General features: G+C 64.9%; 16 protein-coding genes. 10 read left to right on the top strand and 6 right to left on the bottom strand.

All coding sequences use genetic code 11. The annotated features are described in order from the left end of the window. Positions 1 to 18 precede the first annotated feature (18 nt). Complete coding sequence (locus ACE103_RS01025; protein ID WP_375781301.1) at positions 19 to 690, bottom strand: arylesterase; 672 nt, start codon at positions 688 to 690, stop codon at positions 19 to 21. Between the two features lie 55 nt (positions 691 to 745). Between ACE103_RS01025 and ACE103_RS01020 the strand changes: the two genes are divergently transcribed. The 4 genes from ACE103_RS01020 (at position 746) to ACE103_RS01005 (ending at position 5,720) form a co-directional block, all read left to right on the top strand. Continuing rightward, a complete protein-coding gene (locus ACE103_RS01020; protein WP_223977718.1) occupies positions 746 to 1,465 on the top strand; it encodes an ABC transporter ATP-binding protein in 720 nt (239 codons plus the stop codon). Between the two features lie 13 nt (positions 1,466 to 1,478). Then, complete coding sequence (locus tag ACE103_RS01015) at positions 1,479 to 4,049, top strand: ABC transporter permease (protein ID WP_375777986.1); 2,571 nt, start codon at positions 1,479 to 1,481, stop codon at positions 4,047 to 4,049. Between the two features lie 234 nt (positions 4,050 to 4,283). After that, positions 4,284 to 5,075 (top strand): Bax inhibitor-1/YccA family protein, encoded by a 792-nt coding sequence (locus tag ACE103_RS01010; RefSeq protein WP_375777985.1) that lies wholly within the window; start codon positions 4,284 to 4,286, stop codon positions 5,073 to 5,075. A gap of 114 nt (positions 5,076 to 5,189) precedes the next feature. Beyond that, the gene (locus ACE103_RS01005; RefSeq protein ID WP_375781300.1) at positions 5,190 to 5,720 is read left to right on the top strand and encodes a GNAT family N-acetyltransferase; all 531 of its coding nucleotides are present in this window, start codon (positions 5,190 to 5,192) and stop codon (positions 5,718 to 5,720) included. A 58-nt stretch (positions 5,721 to 5,778) separates the two neighbouring features. Here the strand turns inward: ACE103_RS01005 and ACE103_RS01000 are convergent, their stop codons facing one another. From ACE103_RS01000 to acnA, 3 genes are all read right to left on the bottom strand, one after another. Next, on the bottom strand, positions 5,779 to 6,150 hold the full coding sequence (locus ACE103_RS01000; protein ID WP_223977714.1) for a DUF2794 domain-containing protein: 372 nt from the start codon (positions 6,148 to 6,150) through the stop codon (positions 5,779 to 5,781). 546 nt (positions 6,151 to 6,696) lie between these two features. Continuing rightward, a complete protein-coding gene (locus tag ACE103_RS00995) occupies positions 6,697 to 7,458 on the bottom strand; it encodes a thioredoxin family protein (RefSeq protein ID WP_223977712.1) in 762 nt (253 codons plus the stop codon). Positions 7,459 to 7,705: 247 nt separating this feature from the next. Then, entirely contained in the window at positions 7,706 to 10,426 is a 2,721-nt protein-coding gene (gene acnA / locus ACE103_RS00990; protein WP_375777984.1) for an aconitate hydratase AcnA, read from the bottom strand. Between the two features lie 240 nt (positions 10,427 to 10,666). On the opposite strand from acnA, the gene ccmA reads away from it, so the two are divergent. The 6 genes from ccmA (at position 10,667) to ACE103_RS00960 (ending at position 14,390) form a co-directional block, all read left to right on the top strand. Continuing rightward, the gene (gene ccmA / locus ACE103_RS00985) at positions 10,667 to 11,269 is read left to right on the top strand and encodes a heme ABC exporter ATP-binding protein CcmA (RefSeq protein WP_375781299.1); all 603 of its coding nucleotides are present in this window, start codon (positions 10,667 to 10,669) and stop codon (positions 11,267 to 11,269) included. Positions 11,270 to 11,537: 268 nt separating this feature from the next. Next, positions 11,538 to 12,206 carry a heme exporter protein CcmB gene (gene ccmB, locus ACE103_RS00980; RefSeq protein WP_375777983.1) on the top strand — a complete coding sequence of 223 codons (669 nt, stop codon included), beginning with the start codon at positions 11,538 to 11,540 and terminating at the stop codon, positions 12,204 to 12,206. A 75-nt stretch (positions 12,207 to 12,281) separates the two neighbouring features. Next, positions 12,282 to 13,067 carry a heme ABC transporter permease gene (locus tag ACE103_RS00975; RefSeq protein ID WP_375777982.1) on the top strand — a complete coding sequence of 262 codons (786 nt, stop codon included), beginning with the start codon at positions 12,282 to 12,284 and terminating at the stop codon, positions 13,065 to 13,067. Positions 13,068 to 13,071: 4 nt separating this feature from the next. Continuing rightward, entirely contained in the window at positions 13,072 to 13,251 is a 180-nt protein-coding gene (gene ccmD, locus ACE103_RS00970; RefSeq protein WP_223977703.1) for a heme exporter protein CcmD, read from the top strand. Beyond that, positions 13,248 to 13,841, top strand: a complete 594-nt coding sequence (locus ACE103_RS00965; protein ID WP_375777981.1) for a DsbE family thiol:disulfide interchange protein — start codon at positions 13,248 to 13,250, stop codon at positions 13,839 to 13,841. The genes ccmD and ACE103_RS00965 overlap by 4 nt, the downstream gene beginning before the upstream one ends. A 174-nt stretch (positions 13,842 to 14,015) precedes the next feature. After that, on the top strand, positions 14,016 to 14,390 hold the full coding sequence (locus tag ACE103_RS00960) for a ComEA family DNA-binding protein (RefSeq protein ID WP_375777980.1): 375 nt from the start codon (positions 14,016 to 14,018) through the stop codon (positions 14,388 to 14,390). 67 nt (positions 14,391 to 14,457) lie between these two features. On the opposite strand, the gene ACE103_RS00955 is transcribed toward ACE103_RS00960, so the two are convergent. Both ACE103_RS00955 and ftsY read right to left on the bottom strand, forming a co-directional pair. Next, positions 14,458 to 15,057 carry a septation protein A gene (locus ACE103_RS00955; RefSeq protein WP_097675946.1) on the bottom strand — a complete coding sequence of 200 codons (600 nt, stop codon included), beginning with the start codon at positions 15,055 to 15,057 and terminating at the stop codon, positions 14,458 to 14,460. 173 nt (positions 15,058 to 15,230) lie between these two features. Next, positions 15,231 to 16,169, bottom strand: coding sequence for a signal recognition particle-docking protein FtsY (gene ftsY, locus ACE103_RS00950; protein WP_223977696.1), 939 nt, complete (start codon positions 16,167 to 16,169; stop codon positions 15,231 to 15,233). Between the last annotated feature and the right edge of the window lie 43 nt (positions 16,170 to 16,212).

The raw sequence follows: 16,212 nt of genomic DNA, 5'->3' as shown, positions 1-16,212 counted from the left end.
CGGCCCGCTGCCTGCGTTTCAACTGCGCTGCCCTGATATTGCGCCGAGAAATGCCTCCACCGTGGGCAGGATATTCTTCACGACGATGTCCACACCTTCCGCCGTCGGATGCATGCCGTCGGCCTGATTGAGCTTGGCATCGGCAGCCACGCCATCGAGGAAGAACGGATAGAGCGGCACGCCAAGCGATTTCGACAGATCCGGATAGATCGCGTTGAACTTCGCTGCATACTCGCTGCCATAGTTCGGCGGCGCGAGCATGCCGCACAAGAGCACGGCGATCTTGCGCGCCTGCAACTTTGTGATGATGTCGGTGAGCGCGGCACGCGTCACCGCGGGATCGATGCCGCGCAGCGCATCGTTGGCGCCGAGCTCGACGATCACGGCGGCAGTTCCATCGGCCACCGACCAGTCGAGCCGCTCGCGGCCCCCTGAGGCGGTGTCGCCGGACACCCCGGCATTGGTCATCTCGACCTTTATCCCCTTGGCTTCCAAGGCTTTTTGCAGCCGGACCGGAAATGCCGCCGCGGCCGGAAGGCCGTAACCGGCGCTCAGGGAATCGCCCAGAACCACCATTTTGATCGGTTTCGCCGAACCTTGCGCCGGGGCATTCTCCGGAGCTTTCTCCAGACTTGGCGTCTGCGCACTTGCCGCCGTCATCAAGCCCATAAGCAACACGAGTATGTGCACGAAGATTCTCAAACGGCCCTCGACCGCAGCAGCTGAAGTGCCATATGACCGAACCATGGACAGTCTCATCGAATCCTCTTCACTGACCGACGTCGAGCCGGACACCATTGCCGTCAGGAACGTCAATCTCTCGCTCGGCACCGGTGCGGCACGGGTCCATATCCTCAAAGATATCAGCCTTCGTGTGGCAGCGGGTGAGGCCATCGGCCTGATCGGCCCGTCGGGTTCGGGCAAGTCGACCTTGCTGATGGTGATGGCGGGGCTTGAACGTCCTGACAGCGGAGAAGTGGTCGTCGACGGCACGTCGTTCAATGCCCTCGACGAAGATGCGCTGGCGCGCTTCCGCGGCCGCCAGGTCGGCATCGTGTTCCAGTCGTTCCATCTGATCCCGACCATGACGGCACTGGAGAACGTCGCCGTGCCGCTCGAGCTCGCCGGCAATCCCGATGCCGCCGCGCGCGCCGCGCAGGAGCTGCAATCGGTCGGGCTCGGCGAACGGCTGCATCACTATCCGACGCAGCTTTCCGGCGGCGAGCAGCAGCGCGTCGCGATCGCGCGTGCGCTCGCACCCGATCCGACCATCCTGGTTGCCGACGAGCCGACCGGAAATCTCGACGAGACGACCGGAAAGCAGATCATCGATCTGCTCTTCACCAAGCACGCCGAGCGCGGCATGACGCTGGTGCTGGTGACGCACGACCTCTCGCTGGCGCAGCGCTGCGATCGTGTGGTGCGGCTGCGCTCCGGCCGCATCGACGGACAATCAACCACATGAGCTTTGCCACGACATGAGCATTGCGTCCGAAGTCGCGGTGCAAGGGCGCGCATCGTCGCTTGCCTTCCGTTACGCGCTGCGAGAACTGCGCGGCGGCCTGCGCGGGTTCTATGTGTTCATCGCCTGCATCGCGCTCGGCGTGATGGCGATTGCCGGCGTCGGCTCGGTCGCCGCGAGCCTCGGCGACGGCCTGTCGCGCGAGGGCCGCACGCTGCTCGGCGGCGACGTCGCATTCTCGCTGATCTCGCGCGAGGCCAAGCCCGAGGAGGTCGCGTATCTGCGCACCCGCGGCGAGGTTTCGGTGGCGGCCACGCTGCGCGCGATGGCCCGCAGCGGTGACGGCAAGCTGGCGCTGGTCGAGCTCAAGGCGGTCGACGGCAGATATCCGATGCTCGGCGAGCTGACGCTCGAGCCGAACATGCCGGTCGCCGATCTGCTGGCCGAACGCGACGGCGTCTATGGCGCGGCCGCCGATTCAACGCTGCTCGCGCGGCTCGACCTGAAGCTCGGCGACCGCGTCAGCATCGGCAGCGCGACCTACCAGATCCGCAGCGTGGTGGCGGCCGAGCCCGACAAGCTCGCCGGCGGCGTCGGCCTCGGCCCGCGCTTCCTGATCAGCGAAGCGAGCTTGCGCGCCACCGACCTGTTGCAGCCGGGCAGCCTGGTACGCTGGATCTACCGGGTGAAGCTGCCCGACGGCGCCAACGACGATCGCGCCACCACCGCGCTGATCGACGGCGCGCGGGCTGCCGCGCCGGAGGCCGGCTGGGAGGTCCGCAGCCGCAACAACGCCTCGCCGCAGCTTGAGCGCACCATCAACCGCTTCACCCAGTTCCTGACCCTGGTCGGCCTCGCCGCACTCTTGGTCGGCGGCGTCGGCGTCGCCAACGCGGTGAAGAGCCATATCGACCGGCGCCGCGACGTCATCGCCTCGTTCAAGGCACTCGGCGCCACCGGCCGCGACGTCTTCACGATCTACTGCACGCAGGTGGTGGTGCTGGCCGGGATCGGTTCGGTGATCGGGCTGGTGCTCGGCGCCGCGCTGCCTTTCGTCATCGTCGGCCTGTTCGGCAAGGTGCTGCCGCTGCCGGTGGTGCCGGCGCTGCATCCCGACGAGCTCGCGCTCTCCTTCCTCTACGGCCAGCTCACCGCGCTGGCGTTCGGGCTGTGGCCGCTCGGCCGGGTCCACGACGTGCCGGTCGCCGCGCTGTTCCGCGAGACCGTCGCCAGCGAGTGGCATCGCCCGCGCTGGAGCTATCTGGCGCTGATGGCCGTGGTGGTCGCGCTCCTGATCGGGGTTGCGATCGGGCTCGCCTATGACAAGCGGGTCGCCACCGTGTTCGTTGCCTCGTCGATCGCGGTGTTCCTGCTGCTGCGCGGAATCGCCGAAATCCTGATGGCGGTGGCGCGGCGGCTGCCCCGCAGCCGCATCACCATGCTGCGGCTCGCAATTGCCAACATCCACCGGCCGGGCGCGCTGACGCCGTCGGTGGTGCTGTCGCTGGGCCTCGGACTCGCGGTGCTCGTCACCATCACCCAGATCGACGGCAATCTGCGCCGGCAATTCCTGGCCGCATTGCCGGAACGGGCGCCGTCGTTCTTCTTCATCGACATCCCCTCCACCGAAGCCGACCGCTTTGGTGCTTTCCTCAAGCAGATCGCTCCGGACTCGACCATCGAGGACGTGGCGATGCTGCGCGGGCGCATCGTCGCGGCGCGCGGCGTCAAGGCCGACCAGCTCAAGCCGTCGGTCGATTCGGAATGGGTGCTGCAAAGCGACCGCGGCCTGACCTACACGGGCGAAGTTCCCAAGGGCTCGAAGATCGTCGAGGGCGAATGGTGGGGACCGGACTACAGCGGACCTCCGCTGGTCTCGATGGAGAAGAAGATCGCCGACGGCCTGTCCTTGAAGATCGGCGACGAGATCGTGGTCAATGTGCTCGGCCGCGATGTTCCGGCCAAGATCGCCAATCTGCGCAACATCGACTGGCAGGGCCTCGGCATCAACTTCGTGCTGGTGTTCTCGCCGAATGCCTTCAAGGGCGCCCCGCATAGCCACGTCGCGACCCTGACGGAACCCCATGCCGGCGCCACCGATGATGCGCGTATCATCAAGCAGGTCGCCGACGCGTTCCCGATGGTGACCAGCGTCCGGGTCCGCGAGGCGCTGGAAACGGTCGGCGCCGTGGTCAGCAATCTGGTGCTGGCGATCCGCGGCGCCAGCGCCGTGACGCTGATCTCGGCGATCCTGGTGCTGGGCGGCGCGCTCGCCGCCGGCCACCGCCACCGCGTCTATGACGCCGTGATCCTCAAGACGCTCGGCGCCACCCGGGTGCGATTGCTCGGCGCCTACGCGCTGGAGTATCTGATGATCGGCTTTGCAACCGCAATCTTCGGGGTGATCGCCGGTTCGGTCGCGGCCTGGCTGATCGTGACGCGGCTGATGACGCTGAGTTTCATCTGGCAGGCCGGCAGCGCAGCGCTGGTCGTGGTCGCCGCGCTGGTCGTCACCGTCGGATTGGGGCTGGCGGGAACGCTGCTCGCGCTGAACCAGAAGCCGGCCTCGGTGCTGCGGAATTTGTGACAATTTGTAGCGGCGGCAGCGCCGTTTTGCCTACAAATGCTAGGCTAGAGCGACATTCGGCCGCGCGTGGAAGCTTGCGTCGGATGTGTTAATTTCCCACATACCACTCGGGTCGGATAGTCGGTTTGAATGACACGCAATTAATGTTCCGCAAACCGAGCCATCTGAGATAGATTTAGAACCGGCGCCGCAAATCCCTTGCGCTCCACCGGGACCAACCACGGGAATTCGACCATGTCGGACCTAGACCGTAACTACGCTTCTCCTTTCGGCCGGGCCGCCGGGCGCATTGACGCTGCGGCCGTCGACGCCGGTCTGCGCGCCTACATGCTGCGCATCTACAACTACATGAGCATCGGCCTCGCCATCACCGGCTTGGCCGCGCTCGGTGTCTACATGGGTGCGGTGACCAGCGATCAGTCCGCCGCCGTCGCCAAGTTCGGCAACGCCTATCTGACGCAGTTCGGCTATGCGATGTTCGTGAGCCCGCTGAAGTGGCTGTTCATCCTCGCCCCTCTGGCGATGGTGTTCGTCATCTCGGCCGGCATCAACCGCCTGCAGCCTGCGACCGCCCAGCTGCTGTTCTGGGTGTTCTCGGCGCTGATGGGCCTGTCGCTGTCGTCGATCTTCCTGGTGTACACGCACACCTCGATCGTGCGCGTGTTCTTCATCACCGCGGCGACGTTCGGTGCGCTGAGCCTCTACGGCTACACCACCAAGCGTGACATGAGCGGCATGGGCTCGTTCCTGTTCATGGGTCTGATCGGCATCATCATCGCGAGCCTGGTCAACCTGTTCCTGGCGAGCTCGGCGCTGCAGTTCATCGTCTCGGTGGTCGGCGTGCTGGTGTTCGCGGGCCTCACCGCCTGGGACACCCAGCGGCTGAAGAACGACTACATCTACGGCTACGCCTCGCAGGGTGGCGTGGCGGCAGAGCGTGCGGCAATCACTGGTGCGCTGTCGCTCTACCTGAACTTCATCAACCTGTTCACGCTGCTGCTGCAGCTGCTCGGCCAGCGCGACTAAGCGCCTCGAGCGAACCGATCGATCCAAGCCTTGTAATTCAAGCCCCCGGCCGCAAGGCCGGGGCTTTTCTTTTGCGCAGGGCAAAAATACGCTTGCGGCATGTCCACACCAGCTCTGCCCGATCCGGAAATCAGGCCGACCGCCGAGGCGGACCTGCCCTCCATCACCGCGATCTATGAGCATGCGGTGCGCTTCGGCACCGCGACCTTCGAGCTGATCCCGCCCGACCTTGCCGAGATGACCCGCCGCTACCGGGTGCTGATCGATGGCGACTTCCCCTATTTCGTCGCCGTGCTCGACGGCCGCGTCGCCGGCTACGCCTATGCCGGCCCCTACCGGCCGCGGCCGGCCTATCGCTTCACGGTCGAGAACTCGGTCTATCTGGATCCCACGGTCCATCGCCGCGGCATCGGCCTCAGGCTGATGGAGCGTCTGATCGCCGAATGCGACGGACGCGGCTTCCGCCAGATGATCGCGGTGATCGGGGACCAGGCCAATGCCGGCTCAATCGGCCTGCACCGCCGCTGCGGCTTTCAGATGATCGGGACGCTCCCGAATGTCGGCCTGAAATTCGGCCGCTGGCTCGACACCGTGCTGATGCAGCGCGCGCTCGGCGAAGGCGCGGCGACGGTGCCGGCGGATTAGACGGGTTGGATATACCCCGATCTGTAGCCCGGATGAGCGAAGCGCCGAGTTGCCGCGCCTACACCAGCGACAGCTTGCGATCGATCACGAACAGCACCCGTTCGAGTTCGTGGCCGCGACGCAGGATCAGGCCGGTCGCCGAAATCACGCTGTACATGCCCTGCTTGCGCGCCAGCCGGGGATCCTTCTCGATCCGGTAGATCGGCACTTCGGATGCGCGCCGGAACACTGAGAACACGGCGCGGTCCTTGAGGAAGTCGATCGCATAATCGCGCCACTCGCCATCGGCAACCATGCGGCCGTAGAGATTGAGAATGCGGTTGAGCTCAAGTCGATTGAATGTCACGCGGTTGGGCTGAGGGGTCGCGGCGGCGGGACGCGCCGCGGCACGATTCCCACTCGGATCAGTGTCCTCCGAGTTCAGACTCATCGAGCGCCTCCTGTTATCCCGGTGACGATCGGGTTCCGAAGGCCGGTGCCCCCACTTCGGGATCGTCACGTGAGTGACATGATTGCGCTAAGCGCAGAACGCCGCAAGGGGCCATTCGCAACGCAACCAGCCCTTAACCACGGTCAGGCGTGACGGATTGTCCGGAAAACCGAAGAGTCACGGGAACGTTAGAGGAATCATATTGCTGCCCCACTTCCGCCCATCGCCCGCCCCGCTGCCCTGCGAAAAGAAAATCCTGCGTTGGCCCGGTCCTTTCGGTTCCGGATTCCTCAGCCCCCAGCCCCCCGGGGCCGTCGGGATCGGGCCTGTTCGCAGGGGAATCAAATCCCAACACTGGGCCAACGAAAGTTGGTCCTTTTTGTTTTTGGAGCCCTGCTCGATCACGCGCGATCGAGACGCGCGCGTGAAGCCTCGGCGCTTTGCTTTCAGCAAATCAGTGGATGCACGCTTGCCGACGCGCGGAGCTGCACGACTACATGCGTGCGGCCCAACGACGCGACTGACGCCCGCGCGCGCCGCGGAGTGCTAGTGAAGCGAGGTGAATGCGGCGCCCAGCATCGGGCCCGGCTTGTCGCGGTTGCCGTCCTGGACGTAGACGGCCGCGGCATCGACGCCATCGCGCGTGATGTTCTCCAGCGGCACGGTCCAGCTCCCGGACGAGCCGTTCCAGTCACCGACCTTCAGGAGATTGCGCACCACGTTGTGGTACGTGATCTCGTGGCCGCGATTCTCGCCGCGCGAGATCGAGATCGGCACCGACTTCGAGATCGAGCAGATCCAGACTTCACCGCGCGACACTGCGGGCGATTTCGACGCGGCGACCGACACGTTGATCTGCTTGCCGCTCAGCGTCATCGTCACCGGCACCGACATCACGTTGCCGCTCTTCTCGGTGTCCTTGATGGCGCTCTCGATGCTGGCACGGTCGCTGCCGATCACATGCATGGAGCCGTTGATCACGGCCTGCGGCGTGTAGACGTCGCGATCGCCGCGCATGTGCGAATAAGCCTTCTGGCGCGCGCTGAAACGGGAATCGGCCAGCGTGTCCTTCCAGCCGAGATAGTCCCAATAGTCGATCGGCATGCTTAGCGCGATGACGTTGGGGTCCTTCGCGAGCTCCCCGATGATCTTGTCCGCGGGCGGACAGGAGGAGCATCCCTGCGAGGTGAAGAGCTCGACGACAGCACGCGGGTCGGCGTGAGCGGGGCGGATGATAGCGACGATCGCGCAGAAACCGAGGGCGCTGGACCATCGCGAGATAGAATTATAGGCCATCATCGCTGTCATACTGCGAACCAGTCGTGATGATTTCTATCCGTAATTGTACGGAGCATGAAGTCTGTCCCTGAACTTGCGTGCCCCAAAACGCGAGAAAGCGGCCCTGTCATAGGCCGCCTTCTTTTTAGCCGCTACTCACTAAGCAGTGAGGCACCGATCACAAATCCGCGCAAGAGCATGGTCCGGAAAAGTGTGAAGCGGTTTTCCCCGCGACAAACGCAAGGCGTTTGCGCGGAGACCATGCTCAAACAAAGGCCTAGGCCGCGAGTTTGCGCAGCACGTAATGCAGGATGCCGCCGTTGCGATAGTAATCGAGCTCGTCCAGCGTATCGATGCGGCAGAGCAGCGGGACATCCCGCTTGCCGCCGTCGGCGGAGACGATCTCGGCCGTCAGCGTCTGCCGCGGCTTCAAATCGCCCTGCAGCCCGCGGATCGTGACCTTCTCGTCGCCCTTGAGGCCGAGCGAGGACCACGAGGTGCCGTCCTGGAAGGTGAGCGGAAGCACGCCCATGCCGACCAGGTTGGAGCGGTGGATGCGCTCGAAGCTCTGGCAGATCACCGCGCGCACGCCGAGCAGGCGAGTGCCCTTCGCAGCCCAGTCGCGCGACGAGCCGTTGCCGTATTCGGCACCGGCGAACACCACCAGCGGCACGTTCTCCTGCTGGTACTTCATCGCCGCGTCGTAGATCGACATCTGCGCGCCGTCGGGCCAGTGCTTGGTGAGACCGCCTTCCGGAATATTGCCGTCGGCGCCCTTCAGCATGAAGTTCTTGATGCGGATGTTGGCGAAGGTGCCGCGCATCATCACTTCATGGTTGCCGCGCCGCGTGCCGTACTGGTTGAAGTCGGCGGGGCGCACCTGGTGCTCGCTGAGGAACCTGCCGGCGGGCGAGGTCAGCTTGATCGAACCGGCCGGCGAGATGTGGTCGGTGGTGATCTTGTCGCCGAACATCGCGAGGATCCGCGCGTCGACCACGTCGACGACCGGGTCCGGCTGCTTCTTCATGCCTTCGAAGTAAGGCGGGTTCTGCACATAGGTCGAGCTCATGTTCCAGCGATAGGTCTCGCTTTCCGTGGTCTTGATCTTGCGCCAGTTGGTGTCGCCCTTGAACACGTCGGCATACTTCTTCTTGAAGATCGTCGCGGTGACGTACTTCTTCATGAAGGCGTTGATCTCCTTGGTGGTCGGCCAGATGTCCTTCAGGAACACCGGCTTGCCGTCCTTGCCGATGCCGATCGGCTCGACTGCGAGATCCTTGGTCACGGTGCCGGCAAGCGCATGCGCAACCACCAGCGGCGGCGAGGCGAGGTAGTTCGCCTGCACGTCCGGCGAGACGCGGCCTTCGAAGTTGCGGTTGCCCGACAGCACGGCGGCGGCGACGATGCCGTTGTCGTTGATCGACTTCGAGATGTCTTCCGGCAGCGGGCCGGAATTGCCGATGCAGGTGGTGCAGCCGAAGCCGACCAGGTTGAAGCCGACCTTGTCGAGATCGGCCTGCAGGCCGGAATTGGCGAGATATTCCGCCACCACTTGGCTGCCCGGCGCGAGCGAGGTCTTCACCCACGGCTTTGCCTTCAGACCCTTGGCGGCCGCCTTGCGCGCCAGCAGCCCGGCGCCGATCAGCACGCTCGGGTTCGAGGTGTTGGTGCAGGAGGTGATCGCGGCGATCACGACGTCGCCATGGCCGAGATCGAAATTGCGGCCCTCTACCGCGAAGCGCTTCGTCTCACCCTCGGGCTTCTTGTATTCGCCGACCAGCGCGGTCGCGAAACCGGTCGACACGGCCGGCAGCGCGATGCGGCCCTCGGGGCGCTTCGGTCCGGCCATCGACGGCACGACGTCGGCGAGATCGAGCGTCAGCGTGGTGGTGAACACCGGATCGGCCGACTTGGCGGTACGGAACAGGCCCTGCGCCTTGGCATAGGCCTGCACCAGCTTGACGCGATCGGCCTTGCGGCCCGAGGTCTTCAGGTAATCGATGGTCGCGGCATCGACCGGGAAGAAGCCGCAGGTCGCGCCGTATTCGGGCGCCATGTTGCCGATCGTCGCCTTGTCCGCGACCGACAGGAAATCGAGGCCCGGGCCGAAGAACTCGACGAACTTGCCGACCACGCCGAGCTTGCGCAGCATCTGGGTGACTGTCAGCACGAGGTCGGTCGCGGTGACGCCTTCCTTGAGCTGGCCCTTGAGCTTGAAGCCGACCACTTCCGGCAGCAGCATCGACAGCGGCTGGCCGAGCATGCAGGCTTCCGCCTCGATGCCGCCGACGCCCCAGCCGAGCACGGCGAGGCCGTTGACCATCGTGGTGTGCGAGTCGGTGCCGACCAGCGAGTCCGGATAAGCGACCTCGAAGGTGCCGGTCTTCTTGCCGACCGTCATCTTCTCCTTCTTGGTCCACACCGTCTGGGCGAGATATTCGAGATTGACCTGGTGGCAGATGCCGGTGCCGGGCGGCACCACCGAGAAGTTCGAGAACGCCTTCTGGCCCCACTTCAGGAACTCGTAGCGCTCCTGGTTCTGCTTGTATTCCTCGGTGACGTTCTTCGCGAACGCCTTGTTGTCACCGAAGAAGTTGACGATCACCGAATGGTCGATGACGAGATCGACCGGCACCAGCGGGTTGATCTTCTCGGCGTCGCCGCCGAGATTCTGCATCGCGTTGCGCATCGCCGCGAGATCGACCACGGCCGGAACGCCGGTGAAATCCTGCATCAGGACGCGCGCCGGGCGGAACGCGATTTCGTGCTCGAGCTGGCGCTTCTTCAGCCACTTCGACACCGCAACGATGTCTTCCTTCTTGACAGTGCGGCCGTCCTCGTTGCGGAGCAGGTTCTCGAGCAGAACCTTCATCGAATACGGCAGCTTCGAAATACCCTTCAGTCCGTTCTTCTCTGCCTGGGGCAGGCTGTAATAGACGTAGGACTTGCCGCCGACCTTCATGGTCTTGCGGCATTTGAAGCTGTCGAGTGAGGTCATGCGGAGGATCCCAATTCTCAGTTATACCCGGCAAGGGTAACTAAACACCGGCGACCGACATGGGCCGAGGGGATGGCCTGGATGGCTTGCGGCCGCCGATTGTGTGTGCTGCATCAAGTTCCGGGCTTATAGAACCTTTCTAGAAGCACCGCCACACCGACAAGCGTGCGACAGCGTTGCGCGACCCAAAAATTCTCACGCGGTAGCGAAAGATTTCAGAGGGCTGTGACACAACGAACCATGCGGCTCTCGGGACGAAATCTGAAATGCGTGCGCGGCGGACGCGAGGTGTTTGCTGGCCTCGATCTGTCGGCCACGGCCGGCGAGGCGCTTGCCGTCACCGGGCCCAACGGCGCGGGCAAGACCTCGCTGCTGCGTGTCCTCGCCGGGCTCCTGGTTCCCGCCGAGGGGTCGATCGCGCTTGACGGCGGCGACGCCGAACTCAGCCTGCCCGAACAGGCCCACTATCTCGGCCACCGCGACGCGCTGAAGCCGGCGCTGAGCGTCGCGGAAAATCTTTCCTTCTGGCGGGAATTCCTCGGCGGCGAGACGGAGGATGCCGGCCGCTGCCTTGCTGCCGTGGCGCTCGACCATGCCGCGCACCTGCCGGCGGCCTACCTCTCGGCCGGCCAGCGCCGCCGCCTGTCGATCGCCCGCCTGCTCTCGGTGCGGCGGCCGGTCTGGCTGCTGGACGAGCCGACATCGGCGCTCGATGCGCCCGGACAGGCACTGTTCGTGGGGCTGATGCGCGACCATCTCGCAAGCGGCGGCCTGATCGTCGCGGCGACGCATCTGCCGCTCGGCATCGATGCGCGCGATTTGCGGATGGGAGGCGCGGCATGAGCGCGCTGTTCTATCACTCGCCGCCGTGCGCAGCTCTCTCCGTTCCCTCCCCCCTTGTGGGGGATGGTCAGGGAGGGGGGTGCCACACGGCGTGCGCTCTCCAACAATCTCTCCACGACATAAGACCTAGATTGCGAAAGCGACATCCCCTTCGAACGTCTCGCCCTGGGCCACCCCCCTCCCCAACCCTCCCCCACAAGGGGGGAGGGAGCGCACCGTTTGCGCAGCAAGACAGCGACTCACACGGCAACTACAGCAGAGGCGCGGCATGAGCGCGCTGGCTGCATTGATCCGCCGCGACATCCGCATCGCGCTGCGCGTCGGCGGCGGGGCGCTGATCGGGGTGCTGTTCTTCCTCACCGTCACCGTGCTGATGCCGTTCGCGGTCGGGCCCGATCTGGCGCTGCTGTCGCGGCTCGGCCCCGCCATCCTGTGGCTCGGCGCGCTGCTGGCGAGTCTGCTCACCCTCGACCGGCTGTTCACGGCCGATCACGAGGACGGCTCGCTCGATCTGATCGTGATGAGCCGGACGCCGCTGGAACTCGCCTGCGCGGCCAAGGCGCTGGCGCATTGGATCGCCGCGGGGCTGCCGCTGATCATCGCAACCCCGGTGCTCGGCCTGCTGCTCAATCTCGACGGCACGGCAACCCTTGCGGTCGCGGCGACCCTGCTGGCGGGAACACCGGCGCTGACCTTCACCGGCATGATCGGCGCGGCCCTGGCGGTGACGCTGCATCGCGGCGGGCTGCTGCTCGCGGTGCTGGTGCTGCCGCTGTCGATCCCGGTGCTGATCTTCGGCGTCGCAGCCTCCCAAGCGGCGATCTCGGGTCCCCTGTCCTTTGGAACACCGTTCTCGATCCTCTGCGCGCTGTCGCTTGCCAGCCTCGTGATCGGCCCGTTTGCCGCCGCCGCGAGCCTGCGGCACGGGCTGGACTGAAATGGCCTCGATCAAATCTCGCCGAGAGCGGTTCGGCCAATTGCTTGCGACACATTGGGCGACTATCAGGGTGCCATGAAGCTGACTGAGACGCTGAACGACCTCGCCAATCCGACCAGGTTTCTGGCGCTGACCGCGCGGATCCTGCCGTGGCTCGCTGGCGTGACCGCGATCCTGCTCGCGATCGGGCTCTACCAGTCGGCGATGGCGCCCGACGACTACCAGCAGGGCGCCACGGTCAAGATCATGTTCATCCACGTGCCGAATGCGTGGCTGTCGATGTTCGTCTGGGGCGTCATGAGCGTGGCCGCGCTCGGCACGCTGGTGTGGCGGCATCCGCTCGCCGACGTCGCCGCGAAGGCCGCAGCTCCGATCGGTGCCGCCTTCACCTTCCTTGCGCTCGTCACCGGCTCGCTGTGGGGCCGGCCGATGTGGGGCACCTATTGGGAGTGGGACGCGCGGCTGACCTCGGTGCTGATCCTGTTCCTGATGTATCTCGGCCTGATGGCGCTGTGGCGCGCGGTGGAGGACCCTTCGCGCGCGGCGCGGGCGGCGGCGGTCCTGACCCTGGTCGGCGCGATCAACATCCCGATCATCAAGTTCTCGGTCGACTGGTGGAACACGCTGCATCAGCCGTCCTCGGTGCTTCGGATGGGCGGATCGACGCTCGACAAGGCGTTCCTGTGGCCGCTGCTGGTGATGGCGATCGCGTTTTCGCTGCTCTTCATCACCTTGCATCTGGCGGCGATGCGCAACGAGATCCTGCGCCGGCGCGTGCGCAGCCTGCAGATGATGCAGGCCAGCCGCGTCGCGTTCACTAGCGAAGCGGCCGCCGGTCCAAAAGAAATTGGAGCGGCGTGACGCGATGTCGCTTGGTCCCTACGCCTCTTTCATCGTGACGTCCTATGCGCTGGTCGCCGCGGTCGTGCTGCTCCTGATCGTCTGGATCACCGCCGACTATCGCCGCCAACAGGCGCGCCTGAAGGAGATCGAGGCCAGCGGCATCACGCGCCGCTCCGGCCGCAGCGCGGCGGATATTCGATGAGCGATCAGGCGACCAACAGTCCGCCGCAAGCCCGCCGCCTGCTGGTGGTGCTGCCGCTGGTGGTTTTCCTCGGGCTCGCCGGACTTTTCCTGCTGCGGCTCTATGGCGGCGATCCCTCCAAAATTCCGTCGGCGCTGATCGGTCGGCCGGCGCCGCAGACCGCGCTGCCCGCGCTCGACGGCCTCGTGAAGGACGGCGCGCCCGTCCCCGGCCTCGATCCCGCGGCCTTCAAGGGCAAGGTCTCAATCGTCAACGTCTGGGCGTCCTGGTGTGTGCCCTGCCATGACGAAGCGCCGCTGCTGACCGAGCTCGGCCGCGACAAGCGCTTCCAGATCATCGGCATCAACTACAAGGACTCGCCCGAGAACGCGCGCCGCTTCCTCGGCCGCTACGGCAATCCGTTCGGCATCGTCGGCGTCGACGGCAACGGCCGCGCCTCCATCGAGTGGGGCGTCTACGGCGTGCCCGAGACCTTCCTGGTGGGACGCGAAGGCACGATCGTCTACAAGCTGGTCGGACCGGTGACGCCTGATAACGTCAACACCGTGCTCAAGGCCGAGATCGAGAAAGTGCTGCGCGCGGACAAGTAATCGCATCGGCACGCCGCGACTCGCGAACATGAATCGAGCATGAACGACGCGAGAAAACACCTGCGGCATAATACTTCGACGGGTTTATCTGCGGTTCATTTCACGGCCACGGCGACGCCACGAACGCAACCCTAACTCCATGGCGTGACTTCACTCATTCCTCGGAGAGGACATATGCGCAAGACCACGCTCGCTTCACTTCTTGCTACCGCACTCGCGCTCGGCCTGATGACGGCCACGCCGTCGATGGCCCAGTCGCCGCAGCCGGCCGCGCCCACCGCCAAATCCGAGAGCCACATGGCGCCAGCGCCGAAAGCGGCGGCCCCTGATCCGAAGACGACGGGAATGGCGAAGGACGACCTGCTCGACATCAACAGCGCCGGCGTGGACCAGCTCGACGCGCTGCCTGGTGTCGGCAAGGCCTATTCGGCCGCGATCATCAAGGGCCGCCCCTACAAGGGCAAGGATGAACTGGTGCAGAAGAACATCCTGCCGCAGGCGACCTACGACAAGATCAAGGACAAGATCGTCGCCAAGCAGAAGAGCTGAGCTCTGAAGAGTTGATCTCTGAAGCGTCGGACGCAGCGCGGCGCAATCGCCCGCGCTGCGTCCGGATTTACTTTCTGAGGTCGCCGGCTTCCGCCTCGCTGGTCTCCAGCGAGACCGGCTCCAGATGATAGCGCTTGGTCAGCGGCATCTGCGCGATGGCGAAGATCATGGTCAGCGGCGTCACGCCGAACACCTTGAAGTTCACCCAGAAATCCGTGGTCTGCGTCCGCCAGACGATCTCGTTGAGGATCGCCATACCGGCGAAGAACAGCGCCCAGCGCATGGTGAGGATGCGCCAGCCCTGCGGCGTCAGATTGAACATCTGGTCGAACATCACGGCGATGAAGGAACGGCCGAACAGTAGCCCGCCGCCGAGCACGGCCGCGAACAGGCCGTAGATGATGGTCGGCTTGACCTTGATGAAGGTCTCGTCGTGCAGCACCAAGGTCAGGGTGCCGAACACCAGCACGATCGCGCCGGTCACCAGCGCCATGATCGGCACGTGTTTGGTCACGACATAGGACGCAATCATTGCCGCCACGATCGCCACCATGAACGCAGCCGTAGCGACGAACAGATGGTACTTGGCGTTCGCGATGAAAAACACGAGCAGCGGCCCGAGTTCGGTCGCGAGCTTGAACAGCGGATGTGGCTGGGTCTTGTCCATCAATTCAGTCCATTGAACTCGTGTCTTGTGAACTCGTGTCTTGGCCATCCTTCGAGACGGCGCTCCGCGCCTCCTCTGGATGACGACCTTTCGTATCCCACCGTCATCCCTGCACAACGGCTTTGCCGTTGTTGCTGGAGGAGCGCGCACCAGCGCGCGTCCCGAAGGATGAATTATTCGATCCCGGCAATTGCCTTGGCAAAATCCTTCGCCGTGAAGGGCGCGAGGTCCTCGACGCCTTCGCCGACGCCGATGAAATGTACCGGCAGCTTGTGCTTCTCCGACAGCGCAACAAGGATGCCGCCGCGCGCCGTGCCGTCAAGCTTGGTCATCACGAGGCCGGTGACGCCTGCCGTACGATGAAACGCCTCGACCTGCGACAGCGCATTTTGTCCCACCGTGGCGTCGAGCACGAGCAGCACCGCATGCGGCGCCGACGCATCGACCTTCTTGATGACGCGAACGACCTTTTCGAGCTCGTTCATCAGCTCGGACTTGTTCTGAAGGCGGCCGGCGGTGTCGATCAGCAGCACGTCGCGCGCCTGCTCCTTGGCCGCGGTCAGCGCGCTGAAGGCGAGGCTTGCCGAATCCGACCCTTGCGCGCCCGCAATGACCGGCGACTTGGTGCGCTCGCCCCAGACCTTGAGCTGCTCGATCGCCGCGGCGCGGAAGGTATCGCCGGCGGCCAGCATGACCTTGTGGCCCTCGGCGGAGAATTTCGCCGCAAGCTTGCCGATCGTCGTGGTCTTGCCGGAGCCGTTGACGCCGACGACCAGGATCACGAACGGCTTCAGCGTCGCATCGATCTCGAGCGGCTTCGCCACCGGCGCCAGCACCTTCTCGACCTCGGTCGCAACGACGTCCTTGACCTCATCGGCCGAGATCGCCTTGTCGTAGCGGCCCTTGCCGACCGCCTGCGCAATGCGGACCGCGACATCGGTACCAAGGTCGGCGCGCAGCAGCACATCCTCGATGTCATCGAGCATGGCAGAATCGAGCTTACGCTTGGTGACGAGGTCGGCGACCGCGGTCCCGATCGAACTCGAGGTTCGCTTCAGGCCGCCTTTCAGCCGCTGCCACCAGCTCTGTTTTGTTCCCGTGGTATCGTTCATGGCGGGGGTGTGTTAGCCGTTTCGCCTCACAAACGAAAGTCTC

The sequence above is a fragment of the Bradyrhizobium sp. ma5 genome, assembly GCF_042258955.1.
Lineage (GTDB): Bacteria > Pseudomonadota > Alphaproteobacteria > Rhizobiales > Xanthobacteraceae > Bradyrhizobium.
This window is presented reverse-complemented; position numbering and strand designations above follow the sequence as displayed.